The 16,502-nt window shown below is 69.7% G+C and carries 15 protein-coding genes; 3 read left to right on the top strand and 12 right to left on the bottom strand.

The window, feature by feature from the left end:
• Window positions 1-40 precede the first annotated feature (40 nt).
• The 10 genes from FY030_RS14765 to FY030_RS14725 all read right to left on the bottom strand — a co-directional run bounded on the left by FY030_RS14765 (window position 41) and on the right by FY030_RS14725 (window position 9,002).
• Window positions 41-1,243, bottom strand: coding sequence for an alanine racemase (locus FY030_RS14765; protein ID WP_158062286.1), 1,203 nt, complete (start codon window positions 1,241-1,243; stop codon window positions 41-43).
• Window positions 1,240-2,481: a pyridoxal phosphate-dependent aminotransferase gene (locus FY030_RS14760; protein WP_158062285.1), complete on the bottom strand. Its 1,242-nt coding sequence runs from the start codon at window positions 2,479-2,481 to the stop codon at window positions 1,240-1,242. The genes FY030_RS14765 and FY030_RS14760 overlap by 4 nt, the downstream gene beginning before the upstream one ends.
• Window positions 2,478-3,320: a 2,3,4,5-tetrahydropyridine-2,6-dicarboxylate N-succinyltransferase gene (locus tag FY030_RS14755; protein ID WP_238348446.1), complete on the bottom strand. Its 843-nt coding sequence runs from the start codon at window positions 3,318-3,320 to the stop codon at window positions 2,478-2,480. The genes FY030_RS14760 and FY030_RS14755 overlap by 4 nt, the downstream gene beginning before the upstream one ends.
• Window positions 3,317-4,339: a 4-hydroxy-tetrahydrodipicolinate synthase gene (gene dapA, locus FY030_RS14750; RefSeq protein WP_158062284.1), complete on the bottom strand. Its 1,023-nt coding sequence runs from the start codon at window positions 4,337-4,339 to the stop codon at window positions 3,317-3,319. Before dapA ends, FY030_RS14755 begins: the two co-directional genes overlap by 4 nt.
• 30 nt (window positions 4,340-4,369) lie before the next feature.
• Complete coding sequence (locus FY030_RS14745; RefSeq protein ID WP_158062283.1) at window positions 4,370-5,218, bottom strand: 4-hydroxy-tetrahydrodipicolinate reductase; 849 nt, start codon at window positions 5,216-5,218, stop codon at window positions 4,370-4,372.
• A gap of 177 nt (window positions 5,219-5,395) precedes the next feature.
• The gene (locus FY030_RS14740; RefSeq protein ID WP_158062282.1) at window positions 5,396-6,061 is read right to left on the bottom strand and encodes a response regulator transcription factor; all 666 of its coding nucleotides are present in this window, start codon (window positions 6,059-6,061) and stop codon (window positions 5,396-5,398) included.
• Window positions 6,058-7,362, bottom strand: a complete 1,305-nt coding sequence (locus FY030_RS14735) for a sensor histidine kinase (RefSeq protein WP_158062281.1) — start codon at window positions 7,360-7,362, stop codon at window positions 6,058-6,060. The genes FY030_RS14740 and FY030_RS14735 overlap by 4 nt, the downstream gene beginning before the upstream one ends.
• A 39-nt stretch (window positions 7,363-7,401) precedes the next feature.
• A complete protein-coding gene (locus FY030_RS16465; protein WP_192498637.1) occupies window positions 7,402-7,794 on the bottom strand; it encodes a hypothetical protein in 393 nt (130 codons plus the stop codon).
• Window positions 7,795-8,003: 209 nt separating this feature from the next.
• Window positions 8,004-8,747, bottom strand: a complete 744-nt coding sequence (locus FY030_RS14730; RefSeq protein WP_158062280.1) for an esterase family protein — start codon at window positions 8,745-8,747, stop codon at window positions 8,004-8,006.
• Window positions 8,748-8,807: 60 nt separating this feature from the next.
• Window positions 8,808-9,002, bottom strand: a complete 195-nt coding sequence (locus FY030_RS14725) for a hypothetical protein (protein ID WP_158062279.1) — start codon at window positions 9,000-9,002, stop codon at window positions 8,808-8,810.
• A gap of 122 nt (window positions 9,003-9,124) precedes the next feature.
• Here FY030_RS14725 and FY030_RS14720 point away from each other — a divergent pair, with 122 nt between their 5' ends.
• Together FY030_RS14720 and betT are read left to right on the top strand one after the other, a co-directional pair.
• Entirely contained in the window at window positions 9,125-10,384 is a 1,260-nt protein-coding gene (locus tag FY030_RS14720; RefSeq protein WP_158062278.1) for an ATP-grasp domain-containing protein, read from the top strand.
• A 3-nt stretch (window positions 10,385-10,387) separates the two neighbouring features.
• Window positions 10,388-12,400: a choline BCCT transporter BetT gene (gene betT / locus FY030_RS14715; RefSeq protein WP_238348437.1), complete on the top strand. Its 2,013-nt coding sequence runs from the start codon at window positions 10,388-10,390 to the stop codon at window positions 12,398-12,400.
• Between the two features lie 71 nt (window positions 12,401-12,471).
• Here betT and FY030_RS14710 read toward each other — a convergent pair whose 3' ends face one another.
• Window positions 12,472-13,401, bottom strand: a complete 930-nt coding sequence (locus FY030_RS14710) for a glycosyltransferase (RefSeq protein WP_158062277.1) — start codon at window positions 13,399-13,401, stop codon at window positions 12,472-12,474.
• Window positions 13,402-13,625: 224 nt separating this feature from the next.
• On the opposite strand from FY030_RS14710, the gene FY030_RS14705 reads away from it, so the two are divergent.
• Window positions 13,626-14,333 (top strand): hypothetical protein, encoded by a 708-nt coding sequence (locus FY030_RS14705; protein ID WP_158062276.1) that lies wholly within the window; start codon window positions 13,626-13,628, stop codon window positions 14,331-14,333.
• Here FY030_RS14705 and FY030_RS14700 read toward each other — a convergent pair.
• Window positions 14,270-16,333: an acyltransferase family protein gene (locus FY030_RS14700; protein ID WP_192498636.1), complete on the bottom strand. Its 2,064-nt coding sequence runs from the start codon at window positions 16,331-16,333 to the stop codon at window positions 14,270-14,272. The genes FY030_RS14705 and FY030_RS14700 overlap by 64 nt on opposite strands.
• Between the last annotated feature and the right edge of the window lie 169 nt (window positions 16,334-16,502).

Genomic DNA, 16,502 nt, shown 5'->3' with positions numbered 1-16,502 from the left:
GCCATCTGATCCGGGGCCCAGCTTGACCCCCACCGAGTCGTCACCCGGCGTCGACCCAGACCTGCTCAGGTGCCGGGTGCGAGAGGAAGTGGGTCATCGCCTGGGTGGAGGCGTAGGCGCCGGCCTGGCCGAAGACGACGAGGTCACCGGGCTGCAGGTCGACCGGTAGGTCACCGGTCCCGACCCGGTCCAGCGACGTGCACAGTGGGCCGGCCAGCGTCGTCAGCGCCGTCTCTCGACCGAGCACGCCGACGCCGGGACGCAGCGCCAGCGTGGGGAAGGACTGCCCGGTCAGCAGCGGGCGCAGCAGGTGGTTGATGCCGCCCTCCAGCATGACGAACCGCTCGCCACGGGAGACCTTGGTGCGCACCACGTGGGCGCAGTAGACACCCGTGGGTGCCGACAGCCAACGTCCTGGCTCGAGCAGCAGCTCGCCGGTGAACCACGGGTTCTCCTCCAGCACCCGCCCCAGCCCGGCGCCGAGCGCACGGACGTCCAGGCTCGGCCGGTCCACCTCATACCGGACGCCCAGGCCGCCCCCGAGGTCGAGGAGGTCCAGCTCCCGCCCGAGCAGCTCCTGCAGCCGTCGCCCGATGCCGAGCGTCGTGCGGTGGTTGGCCAGCAGCCGGCCCGCGTCCAGCTCGTTGCTGGCCGCGAAGACCTGCAGCCCGGTGATCTGCACGCGGTCGTGCCGCGCCGCCTGCCTCACGAAGTCCTCGAGCGCCTCCTCGTCCACCCCGAACGCGCTCGGCCCACCGCCACCGATGATGCTCGCCGCCTCCGACACACCTTGGGCCGGGTTCACGCGCACGCTCACCGGCAGCGGACGCTCGCCGGTGTGCAGGGCATGGAGACGAGCGACGTCCTCGATGCCGTCCACCTGCACCCGGGCCCCGGCGAAGAGCGCTGCCTGCAGGTCACGCTCGGACTTGGCCGGGCCAGCAAAGACCATGCTTGTGCCGGTGCCGCCGGCGGCGAGGACCGCCGACACCTCGCCCGCGCTGGCGCAGTCGAACCACGCACCTTCGCCGGCGAAGGTCTCGACCAGCGGCAGCCCGGGGTTGGACTTCACGGCGTAGGCGAGCCGCACCCGGGCCGGGAGCAGCGCGCGCAGTCGGCGGTAGCGCTCCCGCGCTGCCCCCAGGTCGTAGGCGAAGAACGGGCCTGGCTGGGTCGCCGCCAGCTCCTTCAGTGCAGGAGCGTCGAAGGCGAAGAGATCGGTCGTCGCAGCAGTCAGCATCATGTCGTCCACCACGGCGCGAGACGCCGCAGTCCTTCCTCGAGATCGTCGAGCGGGCCGCCGAGGCTGACCCGCAGGTGTCCTGCGCCACGGGGGCCGAAGGCGCTGCCGGGGACGGTGGTCACCCCGCCCTCGTCGCGCAGGCGCAGGGCGAAGGCCAGGGTGGGGTCGTCCCCATCCGTGCCAGCCGCGTCGCGCGCACCGCGCGGCACGGGCACCCAGAGATAGATCCCTGCCCTCGCGGAGGAAGGCGCACTGCGGGCCCTCGTGGTCAGCGCCGGCGCGACCTGCTCGGCGATGCCCCACCGCCGTCGCACGTGGCCCCGAGAGTCCGCGAGCACTTCGTCAGCTGCCTTCAGCAAGGCCAGGGCCGCCGCCTGAGAGGGCTGCGCGGGAGCCGTCGTCATCGCGTTGTGGACGATCCGTGCGGGAGCGAGGGTCTGAGCCCCGCCGACGGCCCACCCGAGCCGCAGGCCCGGCGCGCCGAACGCCTTGCTCATCGACCCGAGGACGACCCCGGTGTCGATTGCGGCGACGTCGTGCAGTGACGGCGGCGGCTCGTCCACCCACAGCTCGCGGTAGACCTCGTCGCTGACCAGCAGCACGCCCCGGGCCGCGCACGTCTCGGCGACGGCCGTGAGGTCGGCGGCGGACGCCATCCCTCCTGTGGGGTTGGCGGGGTGACAGAGCACGACCATCGAGGCCCGCGGATGCGCCAGGAGCGTCTCGACCAGCGCCTCGGCGTCGAGGTGGCCGCCGGGGGCCAGCGGGTAGCCGACTGGCTCGGCGTCGCATAACCGGGCCAGGGAGGGATAGGAGACGAAACCGGGGTCGGGGACCAGCACGGTCGAGCCGGGCTCGACGTGCGCCTGGAAGAGGGCGAAGAGGGCTGCCTGGCTGCCGGAGGTGACCATGATCTGGTCGACAGACACCGTGGCGTGTCCAGTCGAGCCTTGTGGCGTGTTCTGTGCGGTCAGGGTGCGGTGGACGGGGTGGACGGTCTGGCTGGTCCGGGAGTGGTAGTCGGCGATGGCCTCGACCAGATCGGGGCGGCTCGTGTTGGGGCCGTAGGGGAGCGGGCCGTCCCCCTGCCCGACGTCGGCGAGCGCCTGCCGGGCGACGTCGGGCAGCGGCCAGCCGGGCTCGCCCAGGGCGAGGTTGATCGTGCCCGGCGGAGCGCCCACGGCCATGCGGCGGATGGGTGACAGGCGCTGGCCCGTCACCCGGCTTGCGGGGCTCACCGGAGCGCGTCCTCAAGGACGGTGGAGGCGTCGGTGGAGGAGTCGCGATACTTGACGATGACCGGCGCGTAGAGCGACAGCCGGCGTGCCCCCGCGAAGTCCCCACCGGCGGGGCGCGAACCGGGGACGACGACGGCACCCGCTGGCACCTCGCCGCGGATCTCCCGCTCGTGCACCAGGTCGTAGATCGTCGTGCGCCCGGTGAGCACCACGCCAGGAGCGAGGACCGCACGCTCGCGGACCACGGCTCCCTCGTAGAGCCCGCACTGGGCCCCGACGAAGGCGTCATCCTCGACCACGACCGGTCGGGCGCCGACCGGCTCCAGGACACCGCCGAGCTGGACGGCTGCCGAGAGGTGCACGCCACGACCTACCTGGGCGCAGGAGCCGACCAGCACGTGGCTGTCCACCATGGAGCCCGCGTGCACGAAGGCGCCGACGTTGAGATAGCTGGGCGGCATGACCACCACGCCCGGAGCCAGGTGGGCCCCGCGACGCACCGAGGTGCCGCCGGGCACGACCCGGACGCCGTCCTCCGCGACCATCTGGCGAGCGGGCACCAGCGACTTGTCCACTGCCCCGCCCGGCCAGTCCAGCTCGACCGTCTCGCTGTGCCGGAAGGCGGCGAGGATGCCCTGCTTGACCCAGGCGTGCGCCTGCCAGGTCCCGTCGGCAGAGCGGGTGGCAGCCCGCACCGTGCCGTCCTCGAGCGCGGCGAGCAGCTCCCCGACGTGGGCCACGACCTCGGCTGGGTCCGAGGCCGGCGAGGTGCCCGCGGCCTGGCGGTCCGACTCTTGAGCAAGATGGGTGAAGAACTCCTTCAACGACCTCGCGCTCACGACGCCAGCGCCGCGGGGCTCGAAGGGATCGCGGGCATCGCTGCGGCCGCATCAGCCACCCCCGCCCGGACGCGGCGCGCGGCCAGCAAATCGGCGAGCGCCTGCTGCACCTGGGTCCACGTCCCCGGCTCGGCGGGCGCGAGCGGCAGCCTCACCGCCCCGGTGGTCAGGCCCAGGCAGGCGAGCGCCGCCTTGACCGGCACCGGGTTGGTCTCGGCGAAGAGCGCCGCCATGAGCGGAGCAAGCAGGGCGAAGGCGGCCTGGGCGGACCCCAGCTGTCCGGCGCGGGCGGCCCGGACGAGGGCCGCCGTCTCGACGGGGGCGACGTTGGCGCAGACCGAGACCAGCCCCTGCGCCCCGACAGCGATCGAGGGCAGGGCGAGGTCGTCGTCACCGGCCAGCACGAGCCGGCTCGGAGGCGCCTCCTGGCACAGGCGGGCGATCTGCCGCAGGTCACCAGAGCTCTCCTTGAGCGCCACCACCTGGTCGATCTCCCACAGCCGGCGCATCGCCGCCGGGGTGATGTTGCACCCGGTGCGGCCGGGCACGTTGTAGGCGATGATCGGCACCCCCGGCGCGGCGTCGGCCACTGCGCGGTAGTGCGCCACCAGACCGCCGACCTGCGGCTTGTTGTAGAACGGCGTGACCACGAGCAGCCCGTCCGCCCCCGCTGCCGCGGCGTCGGCCGCGAGCTCGCAGGTGCGGCCGGTGTCGTTGTGACCCACCCCGACCACGACGGGGACGCTCCGCGCTTGGGCCCGGGCCAGCTCCACGGCTTGGCGCACCAAGGCCCGGCGCTCGCGGTCATCGACCGTCGCGCCTTCACCCGTGGAGCCGAGCACCACCAGCCAGTCCACACCTCGCCCGTCGGCGAGCACGTGCTCGACCAGCCGCGCAAACGCGCCGTGGTCCACCGCGGGCTTTCGCGCCCCGCCCACGGCGTCGGTGCCGGCGCCGAACGGCGTCGCCAGGGCGACGCCGAGGCCGGTGAAGGGCGCTGCGGTGGGGGTGGTGTTCATGGCTTTCCTTGGGGTATGCGGGGCCCCGCGTCAGGCGGGTGCCCCGGCGTGGGTGGGACGGCCGGCCGATGCGCCGGCCCGGGGGATGTCGGTGGTGGCGGGGGTGGCAGTGGCGTCACCGTCACTGGTAGACGCGACGTTGGTGGGTACCGCGCCGGTGGAGACGTCGAGCAGGTCGCGCAGGTGGTCCTCGGCGAGGTCGTCGAGGGTGTAGACGCCCGGCTCGGTGCGGCCGGCCAGCCAGCGCGCCGCGGTGAGTGCACCGGCGGCAAAGAGGTCCCTGCTGTGCGCGGTGTGGCGCAGGGTGAGTGTCTCCAGCGGGGACGCGGCGATGACCTCGTGGTCACCGATCACCTCACCGAGCCGCAGGCTGGTAACCTGCACGTCCTCTGGCCGTCGCTCGGAGCCGAGAGCCAGCCCCTCGCGCAGGGCCAGGGCGGTGCCGCTGGGCGCGTCGACCTTGTTCCTGTGGTGGGTGTCGGTGACGGCCAGGTCGACCGGGACGTCGGCGCGTGCCGCATAGCCCCCGAGCGCAACGGCGAGCCTGCGCAGCAGGGCGACGCCGAGGGAGAAGTTCGGCGCGGTGAGCACCCGGATGCCGGGGCCGGCGCCGATGCCCGGCCCGCCCCGATCGAGGAGCGCAGGGTCCCAGCCCGTGGTGCCGATGACCAGGTGGGTGCCGGTGGCACGCGCCCAGCGCAGGTGGCCTGGCACAGCGGCGGCGGTGCTGACGTCGATCGCGATGTCGACGGCCTGCTCATCCTCAGGCGGCCCGCCGCGGCCGACGGCCCAGACGACCTGCACGTCGTCCGCGCCGTCAGCCAGGGCCCGGATCGCCGTGCCGAGGCGTCCGGTGCCGAGCAGTCCAAGGGTGAGCACCCATCGAGTATGGGCGCGCTCGAAGGCCTGATCAACCGGTGTCTTCGCAGGTCAGAGCAGGTTTACGGGCAAAGTCATGGCCGGCAGGATGATGTCCTGCGAGGTGGTCTTCGCAGGCTCAACCCCGTCCGGTGCAGCCCACAAAAGTTGAGACGGCCGGGCTGCGGCCGCCCCAGCTCAGGGCTTGACGAGGCCAGAGCGGTAGGCGAGTGCCACGAGCTGAGCGCGGTCGTGGGATCCGGTCTTCATCAGCAACCGCGAGATGTGCGTCTTGACGGTGGACTCGGAGACGAAGAGTCTCTCGGCTAGCTGCGGGTTGGTGGGGGCGTCGCGCATGAGGCGCAGCACCTCCAGCTCGCGCTTGGAGAGCATGTCGAGGTTGGGCCGGCCGGTGGCGTCGATCGGGGTGGTCTGCCGCAGGGTGTTGATCACCTTGCCGGCGACACTGTGGTCGATCCAGGAGCCGCCGTCGGCGATGGTGCGCACGGCCTCGGCCAGGCCGGCGGGGGCGGCGTGCTTGAGCATGTAGCCGGAAGCGCCGGCCCGTAGGGCGCCGTAGAGCAGGTCGTCCTGGTCGAAGGTGGTGAGCACCAGCACGGTGGTGACCGCGTCAGGGTCGTCCTGGTCCGCGGTGATGCGCCGGGTGGCCTCGATGCCGTCCATGCTGGGCATCCGGATGTCCATGACGACCACGTCGGGGTGGTGCTCGTGCGCCATCGCCACCGCCTGCCCACCGTCCTCGGCCTGGGCCACGACATCGATGTCCGGCTCGGCCGAGAGCAGCATGGTCATGCCGTCGAGGACCGCCTTCTGGTCATCGGCGATGACCACTCGAATGCTCACGTCTCATCCTCCCGCGCGCCGCTGCGGGCGCCGGACTGGGGCAGCACCACGGTGGTGACGAACTCGTCGCCGACCCAGCCGGCCTCGAACGAGCCCCCGGTGAGGTCGACCCGCTCCCGCAGCCCCCGCAGCCCGTGCCCGCCACGGGGCGCGTTGAGCCGAAGGCCGTCGTTGCCGCCCCGGCAGCGCACCTGCACCTGCACCTCGTCCTCGCCCCACGACTCATAGATGTCCACGACCGTGCCCCGGCCCAGGTGCTTCAGGGCGTTGGTCAGCGACTCCTGCACGGTGCGGTAGGCCGCGATCCCGACCGAGGGGTCCAGCTCGCCGGGCGTCCCGGTGCGGTGCACCTCCACGATGAGCCCACTGTGCCGGCCGGTGCGGACCAGGTCTTCCAGGTCGGCCAGGCTGGGTGGCTCGCTGGGTCCAGAGGCCTCCGGGCCGAGGCTGGATGAGACGGAGGTGCCCAGCAGGCGGTGCAGCTCGCGCATGCTCTGCGAGCCGGTGTTCTCGATGCTGCTCAGGGCGTCCAGGATGGACTGCTGCACCCGCTCGTCCTGGGCCTGGCCCAGGGTCACGGTCTGGGCCATCGCTCGGGCGCCCGCAGCCTGCATCATCATCGCGCTGACCGAGTGGGCCAGGATGTCGTGCAGCTCGCGGGCGATCCGTTCCCGCTCGACCCGGGTGGCCAGCTCGGCGCGCGCGTTCATCTGGCTGGACAGCTCGGCGGCGCGGCCCGCCGCGAGCTGTTCACGGCGGGCGGAGAACCACACCCCCAGCACGACGCTGGTGAGCACCCCTGCGGGGAAGGCGACCTGCCAGAACTTCACGTCCTGGTAGCCGTCGTACCCCACCACCACCGCCGTGGTGATGGCCATGCCGATCAGCCCGAGGGCCAGCACGAGTCGGGCGGTTCGTCGGGTGGCGTGCCGGGCGGCGGCATACAGGGCGACCAGCACACAGATGGTCGGCTGCGCCTCGCGCAGCCAGAGGGCCAGGCCGGCCGTGATCACCAGCACGTAGATAAGGACGGGCAGCCCGGCCCGCCAGCGCCAGAACAGCGCCAAGGCCATGATCGCCACGATGGCGATGACCAGCACGGGGGAAGCCGGTGTGCCACTCAGCCGGGTGTAGAGGCCGTCGGTGAAGTAGCCGGCGAACATCAGGTCGGCGCCGAAGGCGAGCGGCACGACCACCAGGTCGCGCCATCGGATGCCCAGAGGCCAGCCTCCCGAGGGCGTGGCCGGCGGAGAGGTCGCAGCATCTGGACCGACCGCGGCGAGCTCGGTGTCACGGGTCACGCGAGTCTCCCTTCGGTGCGTCCTGCCCGGAAGGTCAACCTAGCGGCAGGACGGTGGCCAGATCTTGCAATACCAGGGATCGGAGGCCCGATCCTTCTCACCTACCCGCGACTCGACCACCGAAGCCAGACCCAGGTCGGCGAGCACCTGCCCATCGAGCTCGAGGACGCAGTGGTCGGACCCGTCCGCCGCCGGGTGCACTTTCAGCACCTCGACGGCGGACGTGCCGTCACGGTTCGTCCTGTGCTCGCCCCTGTCGCCCCCTGCGGCGACAGGGACGAGCACACGCAACGGAAGGGATGGGGTGGTGTCCCTATGACCCACCGCCATGATCGCGATGTTGAGGCCAACGAGAGTTGCAGGTCCCACGGGCCGACCGTCGCTCTCGCTGTCCCTGGCCTCCACGGTGAGGACCAGTCCCTTCTGTTGCACCCGAACATTGTGGCGGGGGAGATCGCGAGGTTTCGTCATCCTGCAGGATGATTTTTGCGAGGTATGTAGCGGGAAGCCCTTCGACACCCGGTGCAGGCCTTTACCTTGCGCCAGGAGCACCGATGCACGCTCTTTACCTGCCCGTTACTGATTCGTGACCTACAGCCCCAGGCGGACGCGATAGCACCCTCACCTGGGGCCAGGACCCGTCAGCAGAAGCGCGGCAGGTGGTGCGCCAGCTGCTTGCGCCACCAGGGCCAGTCGTGGGCACTGTCGAAGCCCCAGACGTCCAGTTCGTGGGGGATGCCCTTCTCGGCCAGGATGTGCGCCATCCGGTGTGCGCCGGGCAGCGACTGGGTCGGCTGCACCTCGAACGGGCCCTGGCCCACGACGAGCAGGATGTTGGCGTGGGCGCGCACCCAGGCCAGGTGCTCCCCGTCCATCCCGGCCACGTAGGCCGTGGGGTTGGCGAAGTAGGTCGCCTCACCGAACTCGCCCCACCCGTGCCAGCTGGTCGGGTCGAAGTTGGCCGAGAGGCTGATCGCCACCGGGAACACGTCGGGACGCTTCAGGCCCAGGTGGACGGCGTGATAGCCGCCCATGCTGGCGCCGACCGTGACGATCCCGCGATGACCCGGCGAGTCCGCGTCGATGCGCGGCACGACCGTCTGCAGGAGCCAGCGCTCGTAGGTCTGGTGCCGGCGGGCCCTCTCCTCGGTTGGCAGGGCGTTGCAGCTCCAGGTGAGGTGGTCGATTGCGTCAACGCAGTAGACCTTGACCTGACCACCGTCGATGAGGGATCGGATCGGCTCGATCATGCCGTTGTTCTCAAAGTCCCAGGCGCGGCCTGCCTCAGAGGGGAAGACCAGCACCGGACGTCCCCAGTGCCCGTACTGGATCACGGTGCCCCGGCCTGTGCCCTCGATGTCCAGGTCGACCTGCACGCGCTCCATACCGTCCTCCTTGATCGGGTGGGCTCCGGTCAGTGGGGGCTAGCCTGCCATAGGCAGGGTTCAGCCCGCGCGCGTTCCGCTCTCGTCGTCGTCCTCGTCGTCCTGCTCTTCCTCGGCCCCGTCGAGCACCAGCGGTATTCCTCTTAGGACGTCCCGACTTGAGGACATCGATATGGCCAGCCCCACGCCCGCGAGGACGACGAGGAGGCCGAGGATGATCCACAGCAAAGCTGTCTGGTCAAGACCGGAGAACACGTAACAGCACACTCGCTACAGGTAAGGGGACACAGCCGCGCCGGTGTGACGAGGGGGACTGTATACACGGTAACAGTCCGATCCTTGTGGTGCCCGACTGCGTCACCCGCTAACGTTCCGACATGGCCAACGACGTGAGGACTCACCTGATCGGTCTGCTGCTGGGTGCAGAGGAGGACTGGCCACGGGCGTTCGAGTCGATTCTGTCGCTTGTGGGGCCGCTGGACGTCAAGGGCACGACCCACACTTTCACCTCCGAGCGGGTGCGGATCCACCCCTTCGACCTGACCGACCCGGTGCGCTACCGACTGGTCATCGACCGGCTGGCGTACTGGTACTACCACCCGCGCGAGTGGCTGAAGAAGGCGTCGCTGATGAACGACACCTACCTGCTCAACAGCCCCTTCACCTTCCAGGCGATGGAGAAGCACAGCGCGTATGTGGCGATGCTGCGGCTGGGCATGAAGATCCCCAAGACCGTCCTGGTGCCCTACAAGAACCCGGTCGACAACACCCGCTGGGCCTACACCGCGGCCCGCTACAACGACCCCTTCGACCTTGAGGCGATCGCCGAGCAGGTGGGCTACCCACTCTTCATGAAGCCCTTCGACGGCGGCGGCTGGCGTGGGGTGTCCCGCGTGCCCGACGTGGAGACGCTGCACCGTGCCTACGACGAGTCCGGCAACATGCTCATGCACCTGCAGGCGACCGTCGACTACGAGCACTTCGCCCGGGCGTTGACGATCGGCCCGGAGACGATGGTGATGGACTTCCGCCCCGAGCAGCCCATGCACAACCGGTATGCCGTCACCCACGACTTCCTCTCCCCGCAGGCCGGCTGGGAGGCCGAGACGGTGAGCAAGGTGGTCAATTCCTTCTTCGGCTGGGAGTTCAACTCCGCCGAGATGCTGGTCGCCGGCGACGAGGTGCACCCGATCGACTACGCCAACGCCTGCCCCGACGTGGCGGTCACCTCGCTGCACTACTACTTCCCCTGGGCGATCACCGCGCTGGTGCGCTGGTCGGCCTACTGCCTGGTGACCGGTCGCCGCCCCAAGATCGGCGTGCGCGACCCCCGCGCCTACTTCGACATCGCCGACGACCCCGACCGCACCTACCTGGAGAAGATGCAGGCCTACCGCCAGCTGGCAGACCAGGAGTTCGAGACCGACCGCTACTGGGAGTGGTGTGAGACCCACCTGCCGCACCTGCCGGAGCGGGTGCTGGAGTGGGTCGACTCCCCGGCCTTCACCCAGCTGCTCGAGGACACGGTCCGGGCGACCTACCCCCAGCACGAGCAGGAGAAGTTCATGGCCCACTTCGGCGGCCTGCTCGACCTGTGGGTGAGCGACCAGCGGAGCCTGTCGGCGTCTCAGCGCTAGGCGGTGCGCAACATCGCTGCGCCGCCGCCGGAGATGAAGGCGCCCGATCGGGCGCGCACCAAGTGGACCGTTCTGGTCGTCTCGATGGCCTTCATCCTGGTGGTCGCGGTCTGGGCGCTGGTCGCGCCCGAGCAGTCCGCGACCGTCCTGGGCGAGATTGTCGGCTGGACGTCGACCTGGTTCGGGTGGTTCTACATCGCGCTGGCCACCGCGATCCTGCTCTTCGTCCTCATCATCGGGGTGCGCTACCGCGGGGTGCGGATGGGCAAGGACACCGACCGGCCGCAGTTTTCCACCTTCGCCTGGTCGGCGATGCTCTTCGCGGCCGGCATCGGGACCGACCTGATGTTCTTCGCCGTCGCCGAGCCGGCCAGCCAGTACCTTTTCCCGCCCCAGGGCGAGGCGGAGACGGTCGAGGCGGCTCGGCAGTCCTCGGTGTGGGCGCTCTTCCACTACGGGATCACCGGGTGGGGCATGTATGCCCTCATGGGCCTGGCGCTCGGCTTCTACGTGCACCGGCTGGGGCTGCCCCTGGCGGTCCGCTCCCTGCTCTACCCACTCCTCGGCAGGCGCATCAACGGCCCGGTCGGTGACGCCGTCGACATCGCCACCGTGCTCGGCACCATCTTCGGAGTCGCCACCACCCTGGGCATCGGGGTGGTCATGCTCAACGTCGGTCTCGACATCATGTTCGGCGTCCCGCAGGGCCTGACCGCCCAAACCCTGCTCATCCTGCTCGCGGTGGCCGCCGCCACCGTCTCGGCCATCACCGGCATCGACCGCGGCATCCGGATCCTGTCCCAGCTCAACGTGTTGCTTGCGGTCTTCCTGGCCGTATGGGTGCTGGTCACCGGCGAGACGGCGTTCCTGCTGCGGGCGATCGTCATGAACGTCGGCGACTTCGTCTCGATGTTTCCCGGGATGACGATGGACACGATGGCCTACGACTACCCGGGTGAGTGGATGGCGAGCTGGACGCTCTTCTTCTGGGCCTGGTGGATCGCCTGGGCCAGCTTCGTGGGCCTCTTCCTGGCCCGCATCTCCAAGGGCCGCACCATCGGGCAGTTCGTCCTGGGGACGCTCACTATCCCGTTCAGCTACATCGTGATGTGGATCAGCATCTTCGGCAACAGCGCGGTGGCGCGGATCCGCCAGGGCGACGCGGCGTTCGGCGAGCTGGCCGTCGAGCTGCCCGAGCAGGGCTTCTACACCCTGCTGCAGCAGCATCCCGCCGCGTTCTTCCTCGTCGGGCTGGCCACCGTGGTCGGGCTGCTCTTCTACGTCACCTCGGCCGACTCCGGCGCGCTGGTCATGGCCAACCTGTCCTCCGACCTGCCCGGTGGCGACGTCGACGCGCGGCCGTGGCTACGCGTGGTCTGGGCTGGCGCCACCGGCCTGCTCACCGCAGGCATGCTCGTCATCGACGGCATCCCGGCCCTGCAGAACGCCACGATCATCATGGGTCTGCCCTTCGCCTTCGTGATGATCGCGGTGATGGTCGGCCTGCCCCCGGCGCTGGCGCAGGACCGGGTGCGCACCCAGGCCGCCCCTCCGGCCCTTCCCGCGCAGCTGACCGCGGTCCCGTCACCGCAGCTGTGGCGCCGCCGCCTGGCGCGGGCCACCGGCACCGTCACGGTCCAGCAGGCCAACGAGCACCTGGAGGACGTCGTGCTGCCGGCGCTTGAGGCCCTCCGGGCCGAGCTGGCCGCGCAGGAGGTGGACGCCCAGGTGCGTGTGGACGAGCTGCAAGCGTCCGGGGAGGTGCGGCGCACCGCCGAGCTCGTCGTCGACCACGAAGGTGCACAGTTCCGCTACGCCGTCCGGGTGCGTCTGCAGCCGGCCCCGAGCTTCGGCGCCCTGGTCCGGGAGTCCAGCGACCAGACCACGGTCCTGCACGTCGAACTGCCCACCGGCGGCTATGACCTCATGGCCTACGACCACGACCAGGTCTGCAGCGCCGTCCTGGACCGCTACGTGCGGTGGGCCGCCGAGGTGGAGCAGGCGGGGCAGCACTGAGCGAGTCCACCGGCACCCCCCCGGCGGGCACCGGAGGTCCGGCGACCTACCCCCCAGCACGAGCACCACGCTCACAGGTTGACTTGGGTGCCCCATCTGATGGTCGAGCGCTGCGCCGCGTCGGTGAGCATGGGCAGTAGGTCGGAGTCCCGCCAGGCGACCGTGACCAGTCCCTTGGCTTCGAGCATCCGGGCCAGCTGCGACTGGTGGTTGTCGACGTGCTCCCCAAGTTGGGGCAGCCGGGGGATCACCAGCGGGTGCTTGGCCAGCCGCAACGCCGTGAGCACGGATCCCACCCCAGCATGGGTGACCACGACGTCGGCACGCTCCATCGCCCTGAGCAATTCGTCCAGCGGCAGCCACTTCTGATACGAGGCGGACGAATCGGGAGGTGGGGTGTGACCTACCTGATAGAGCACCTCCACGTCGCCGGGCAGGGCCCGAGCCACACTTTCCAGTGCCCGAGAGAATGGGTATCGCTCCGTTCCAACGATCACCACGACCCGGCGCAGCTCTCGAGAGACTCTAGGACCGGGACGGTAGGCGTCGAAGACGCTGCCGAGATGGCTCCAGCCCTGCCGAGGCACCCGGAACCCCTGGTGGTGCCGCCGCACTCCCGGCAGATTCTCCATCATTCGACCGGTGACGGAAGGGCCCTCCAGTCGTGTGGCGCTCTCAATGTAGTGCGTCGGCACCCCCAACGTTCTGGAGGCCACGAGGTGAGGAACCGCCAGGGCGGCGCCCGTCGAGATGACCAGGCTAGGGCGGTACCGGTGGATCAGCTGCATCGCGTACGGCAACTGCGCGAGAGCTCGATGGCCCTGACGCGAGGCGATCGGCGGCACCCACTCGGTCAGTTCGGTCGTGAGCAACTGCGCGGTCTGCGGCGTTCGCGCGGTGATCCAGAGGCGCCTTGTCGTACTGTCTACCAGCCGTGACGTCAGGTCGTAGAGCTCGTCAATATGTCCACCGGGTGAGGCGATGAGAAAGACCCCGCCCATCACGGCCTGCCGCGACTGACCAGGGCGCCACGGAGGAACCCCCCGCGTGCCCGCAACCGTTCGGCAATGTGACCGGCTGACGTGGTCATGCCGTGCATGCTACGACATCCATGTCGCACGAGGGCAAGAATAGGTTACCTCCACACCGTTCGCTAGGATCGCGTATGGCGTTCACCCCTCATTCACCTTGGCGACGTTTCCCAGATGTCTTTCGGGCTCTGCTCATGGTCGTTCCGCTGGTGTCCATGGTCGGCATCTATCTGCTCTGGGTCGTCTATCCGAGCGGTTACCTGTGGGGGACCGCCGAGGACAGCCTCGTGGAATGGATGACGGTGGTCTGCTACCTGGCGGCTGCTGCGGTCGCTGCCGTATTGGTACCGAGGTGGTGGAGGCGGGGGCGGCGGTTGACGGCCATCGCTTACGTGGTGCTCTGCCTAGGGTTCCTCGTCATCGCGGGGGAGGAGGTCAGCTGGGGTCAGCGCGTGCTGGGTTTCGAGGGTCCCTCCGCGCTGGTGGAAGCCAACCTTCAGGACGAGGCGAACCTGCACAACCTGCTGGACCGCTACGCGCTGCACGGTCTGTACATTGTGATCGGTGTGTGGGGGGTCGGCGTGGGTCGGTGGGTCGTGTCCCGTGTGGCGTGGTTGCAGCCCGGCTACGCCTACGCCCCCTCCAAGGACCTGCTGTGGTGGTTCCTGCCGGCCCTCGTCTACTACCTCTACGTCGACTACGGGGTGCCAGCTGCGGGCGTGGCCGGGGTCGCACTCGGGGAAGGCCCCCCGCGGTTCCAGGAACCGGTAGAACTGCTCCTCGGGGCAGGATTCCTGCTCTTCATGGTGGAGGTATGGCTGCGGGGTGCTTGCGCCCGTCAGCCGGCGTTGACCAGCGCGTCCCAGGCCTCGCCGACGCGGGGGCCCAGGGTGCGCATATAGGGCTGTGAGACGTGGTCTCCGTCGACGTACACCACGATATTCCCCACCACGGCAGGGCAGGCGTCGTCGGCGCAGAACAGATCACGGACCGGCATCAGATCGACGGGTTGACCGTCGGCCCGGAGACGGTCCACTGCCGCGTGCAGGGGGCTGGGACCGGGCTGATCCACCTGCGACTCCGGCTGGGCGCACGCCCGGGCCGGCTGCTGGGACAGGCATTCCAAGACGTCGTCACGGGGCAGCGGTGTCTCTTCCATCACCAGCACTCGCTTGCCGGCCTCAGCCCACCGGTTCCATGCCTGGGCGTAACCCTCGACGCCCGTCTCGTAGGGGGAGCGGCCCTCGGTGGGGACCCAGGTGATCGTGTTCAACGCCGCCGTCATGACCAGATCGACCTCAGGATCAGTCACAACCTCCTCGATGACGTCCCGCGACCAGGCGTCACACAACTCTTGCTCCCCGGGTACGTAGCGCTTCGTCACGGCAGCACTCACCGGACAAGCCCCACGCAGATAGGTCAGGAGCCGCCACCCGCGTTCCTCCGCTGCGACTTGTGCCGCTGGCAACCAGGCCAGGCCGTGGGAGTCGCCCACCAGGGCCACGGTGGTGTCTGAATGCGGATCGCCGAAGACGCAGCGGATGACGGTGGACGCGGTCACGGTCTGCATGCACTCGTTGTTCTCGGGCGACTGGGTGAAATCGACGTACGCCGTGCTGAGAGCTGGAATGAGCTCGTCACCGAACGGCGGCTCGCAACTCGGGTCGTCCAGAGCCTCGACGCCGTAGCAGGGGAGGTCCGAGGCCAGGGCTTGGCCTTCCAGAGCTGCCGCCCGCGAGGAGGCCGCGGTGATCGTGCTCAGCTGCAGGACACAGCCCACCACAACGACCAGGGGCAGGACCGTAGCGACGACGATCGACGGCCTGCGCAGCGGGTCCACGCCCCGCACGAGCACGACGCCCCCCTCCCGGAAACGGTCCTCGACCTGGGTCTTGGTCACCCATGCCAAGAGGAAGCACAGGACGACCAGGCCCAGATCGACCGGCAGGGAGGTTTCACCCTCAAGCACCCATGGTGCGAGCACGATGATGGGCCAGTGCCACAGGTACAAGGAGTAGGAGATGTCCCCTGCCCAGAGCACCGGCGGGGACAGAACAACCCGGCTGAGCGCGCGACGTCCTTGTCCGAAACCACCCCAGAGGCATAGCGCCGTCGCGAGGACAGGGATCGCCCCGATCCAGCCAGGAAAGGGCCAGGTGCCTCGATAGACGTAGAGGCATACAGCTAGAACCACCAGCCCAGCCCAGCCGACAGCGGCGTGCCACGGCCGGCGTTCGGGGGTCGGGGCGAGGGCTAGCAGGGCGCCGACGCCGAACTCCCACGCGCGGATGTGTGTGGCGAAGAAGGACAGCTGCCAGTCTTGAGGAGTCACCACGACCGAAGTGATGAAGGATGCAAGGGTCAACGCCCCCAGGGCCACGATGACCCCCCGGCGCACACCGCCAGTCCGATGTCCGATCCAGCCTGCCAGCACGATGATGACCGGCCAGATGAGGTAGAACTGCTCCTCCACCGACAACGACCAGTAGTGCTGGGCGAGCGAGGGAGACCCTGCGAAGTAGTCGTTGCCTTTGTAGACGAGGAACCAGTTCTGTACGTAGAGGGTTGACGCGAGCAGTTCCGAGAAGGTGTCCAGCCACAGGCTGATGGGTTGGACGAACCACGCGACGACCCCGGAGACCAGTGCCACAAGGGCCGCGGCCGGGATCAGGCGACGGATCCGGCGGATGTAGAACTGGCGGAACGAAAACTGTCGCCGTTCCACCTGGCGGACGATGCCGCCCGTGATCAGGAAGCCGGAGATGACGAAGAAGATGTCGACACCGAGGAAGCCTCCCGGCAGGGCATGCGGCCAGAAGTGAAAGATGAGAACGCCGCCGACCGCGACGGCTCGCAGGGCCTGGACGTGGGCCAGGCGGGTGGGGGCGGCTGCTCCCGTCACGGCCCGACCCTCCGGCACACGGGTGTCTCAGTGCGTTCGGCCGAGCGCTCGTGGCGTTCAACCATCCTGCAGCACTGCACCGTCGACCCCTGCCTGTATCCCGGCCGTCCCACGAATTCACACCCGGTAGGTCACGGCCACCGGTTGGGCTGCACGATAGCAGCCACAC

Origin of the sequence: Ornithinimicrobium pratense (genome assembly GCF_008843165.1) — a bacterium.
In the GTDB taxonomy this organism is placed as follows: domain Bacteria; phylum Actinomycetota; class Actinomycetes; order Actinomycetales; family Dermatophilaceae; genus Ornithinicoccus; species Ornithinicoccus pratensis.
This window is presented reverse-complemented; position numbering and strand designations above follow the sequence as displayed.

Coding starts and splice junctions, on each gene's coding strand:
- FY030_RS14730 (WP_158062280.1), bottom strand. CDS start 8,747: ATGGAGCGCGTGCAGGTCGACCTGGACATCGAGGGCACAGGCCGGGGC.
- FY030_RS14765 (WP_158062286.1), bottom strand. CDS start 1,243: ATGATGCTGACTGCTGCGACGACCGATCTCTTCGCCTTCGACGCTCCT.
- FY030_RS14710 (WP_158062277.1), bottom strand. CDS start 13,401: ATGGGCGGGGTCTTTCTCATCGCCTCACCCGGTGGACATATTGACGAG.
- FY030_RS14705 (WP_158062276.1), top strand. CDS start 13,626: ATGGTCGTTCCGCTGGTGTCCATGGTCGGCATCTATCTGCTCTGGGTC.
- FY030_RS14720 (WP_158062278.1), top strand. CDS start 9,125: ATGGCCAACGACGTGAGGACTCACCTGATCGGTCTGCTGCTGGGTGCA.
- dapA (WP_158062284.1), bottom strand. CDS start 4,339: ATGAACACCACCCCCACCGCAGCGCCCTTCACCGGCCTCGGCGTCGCC.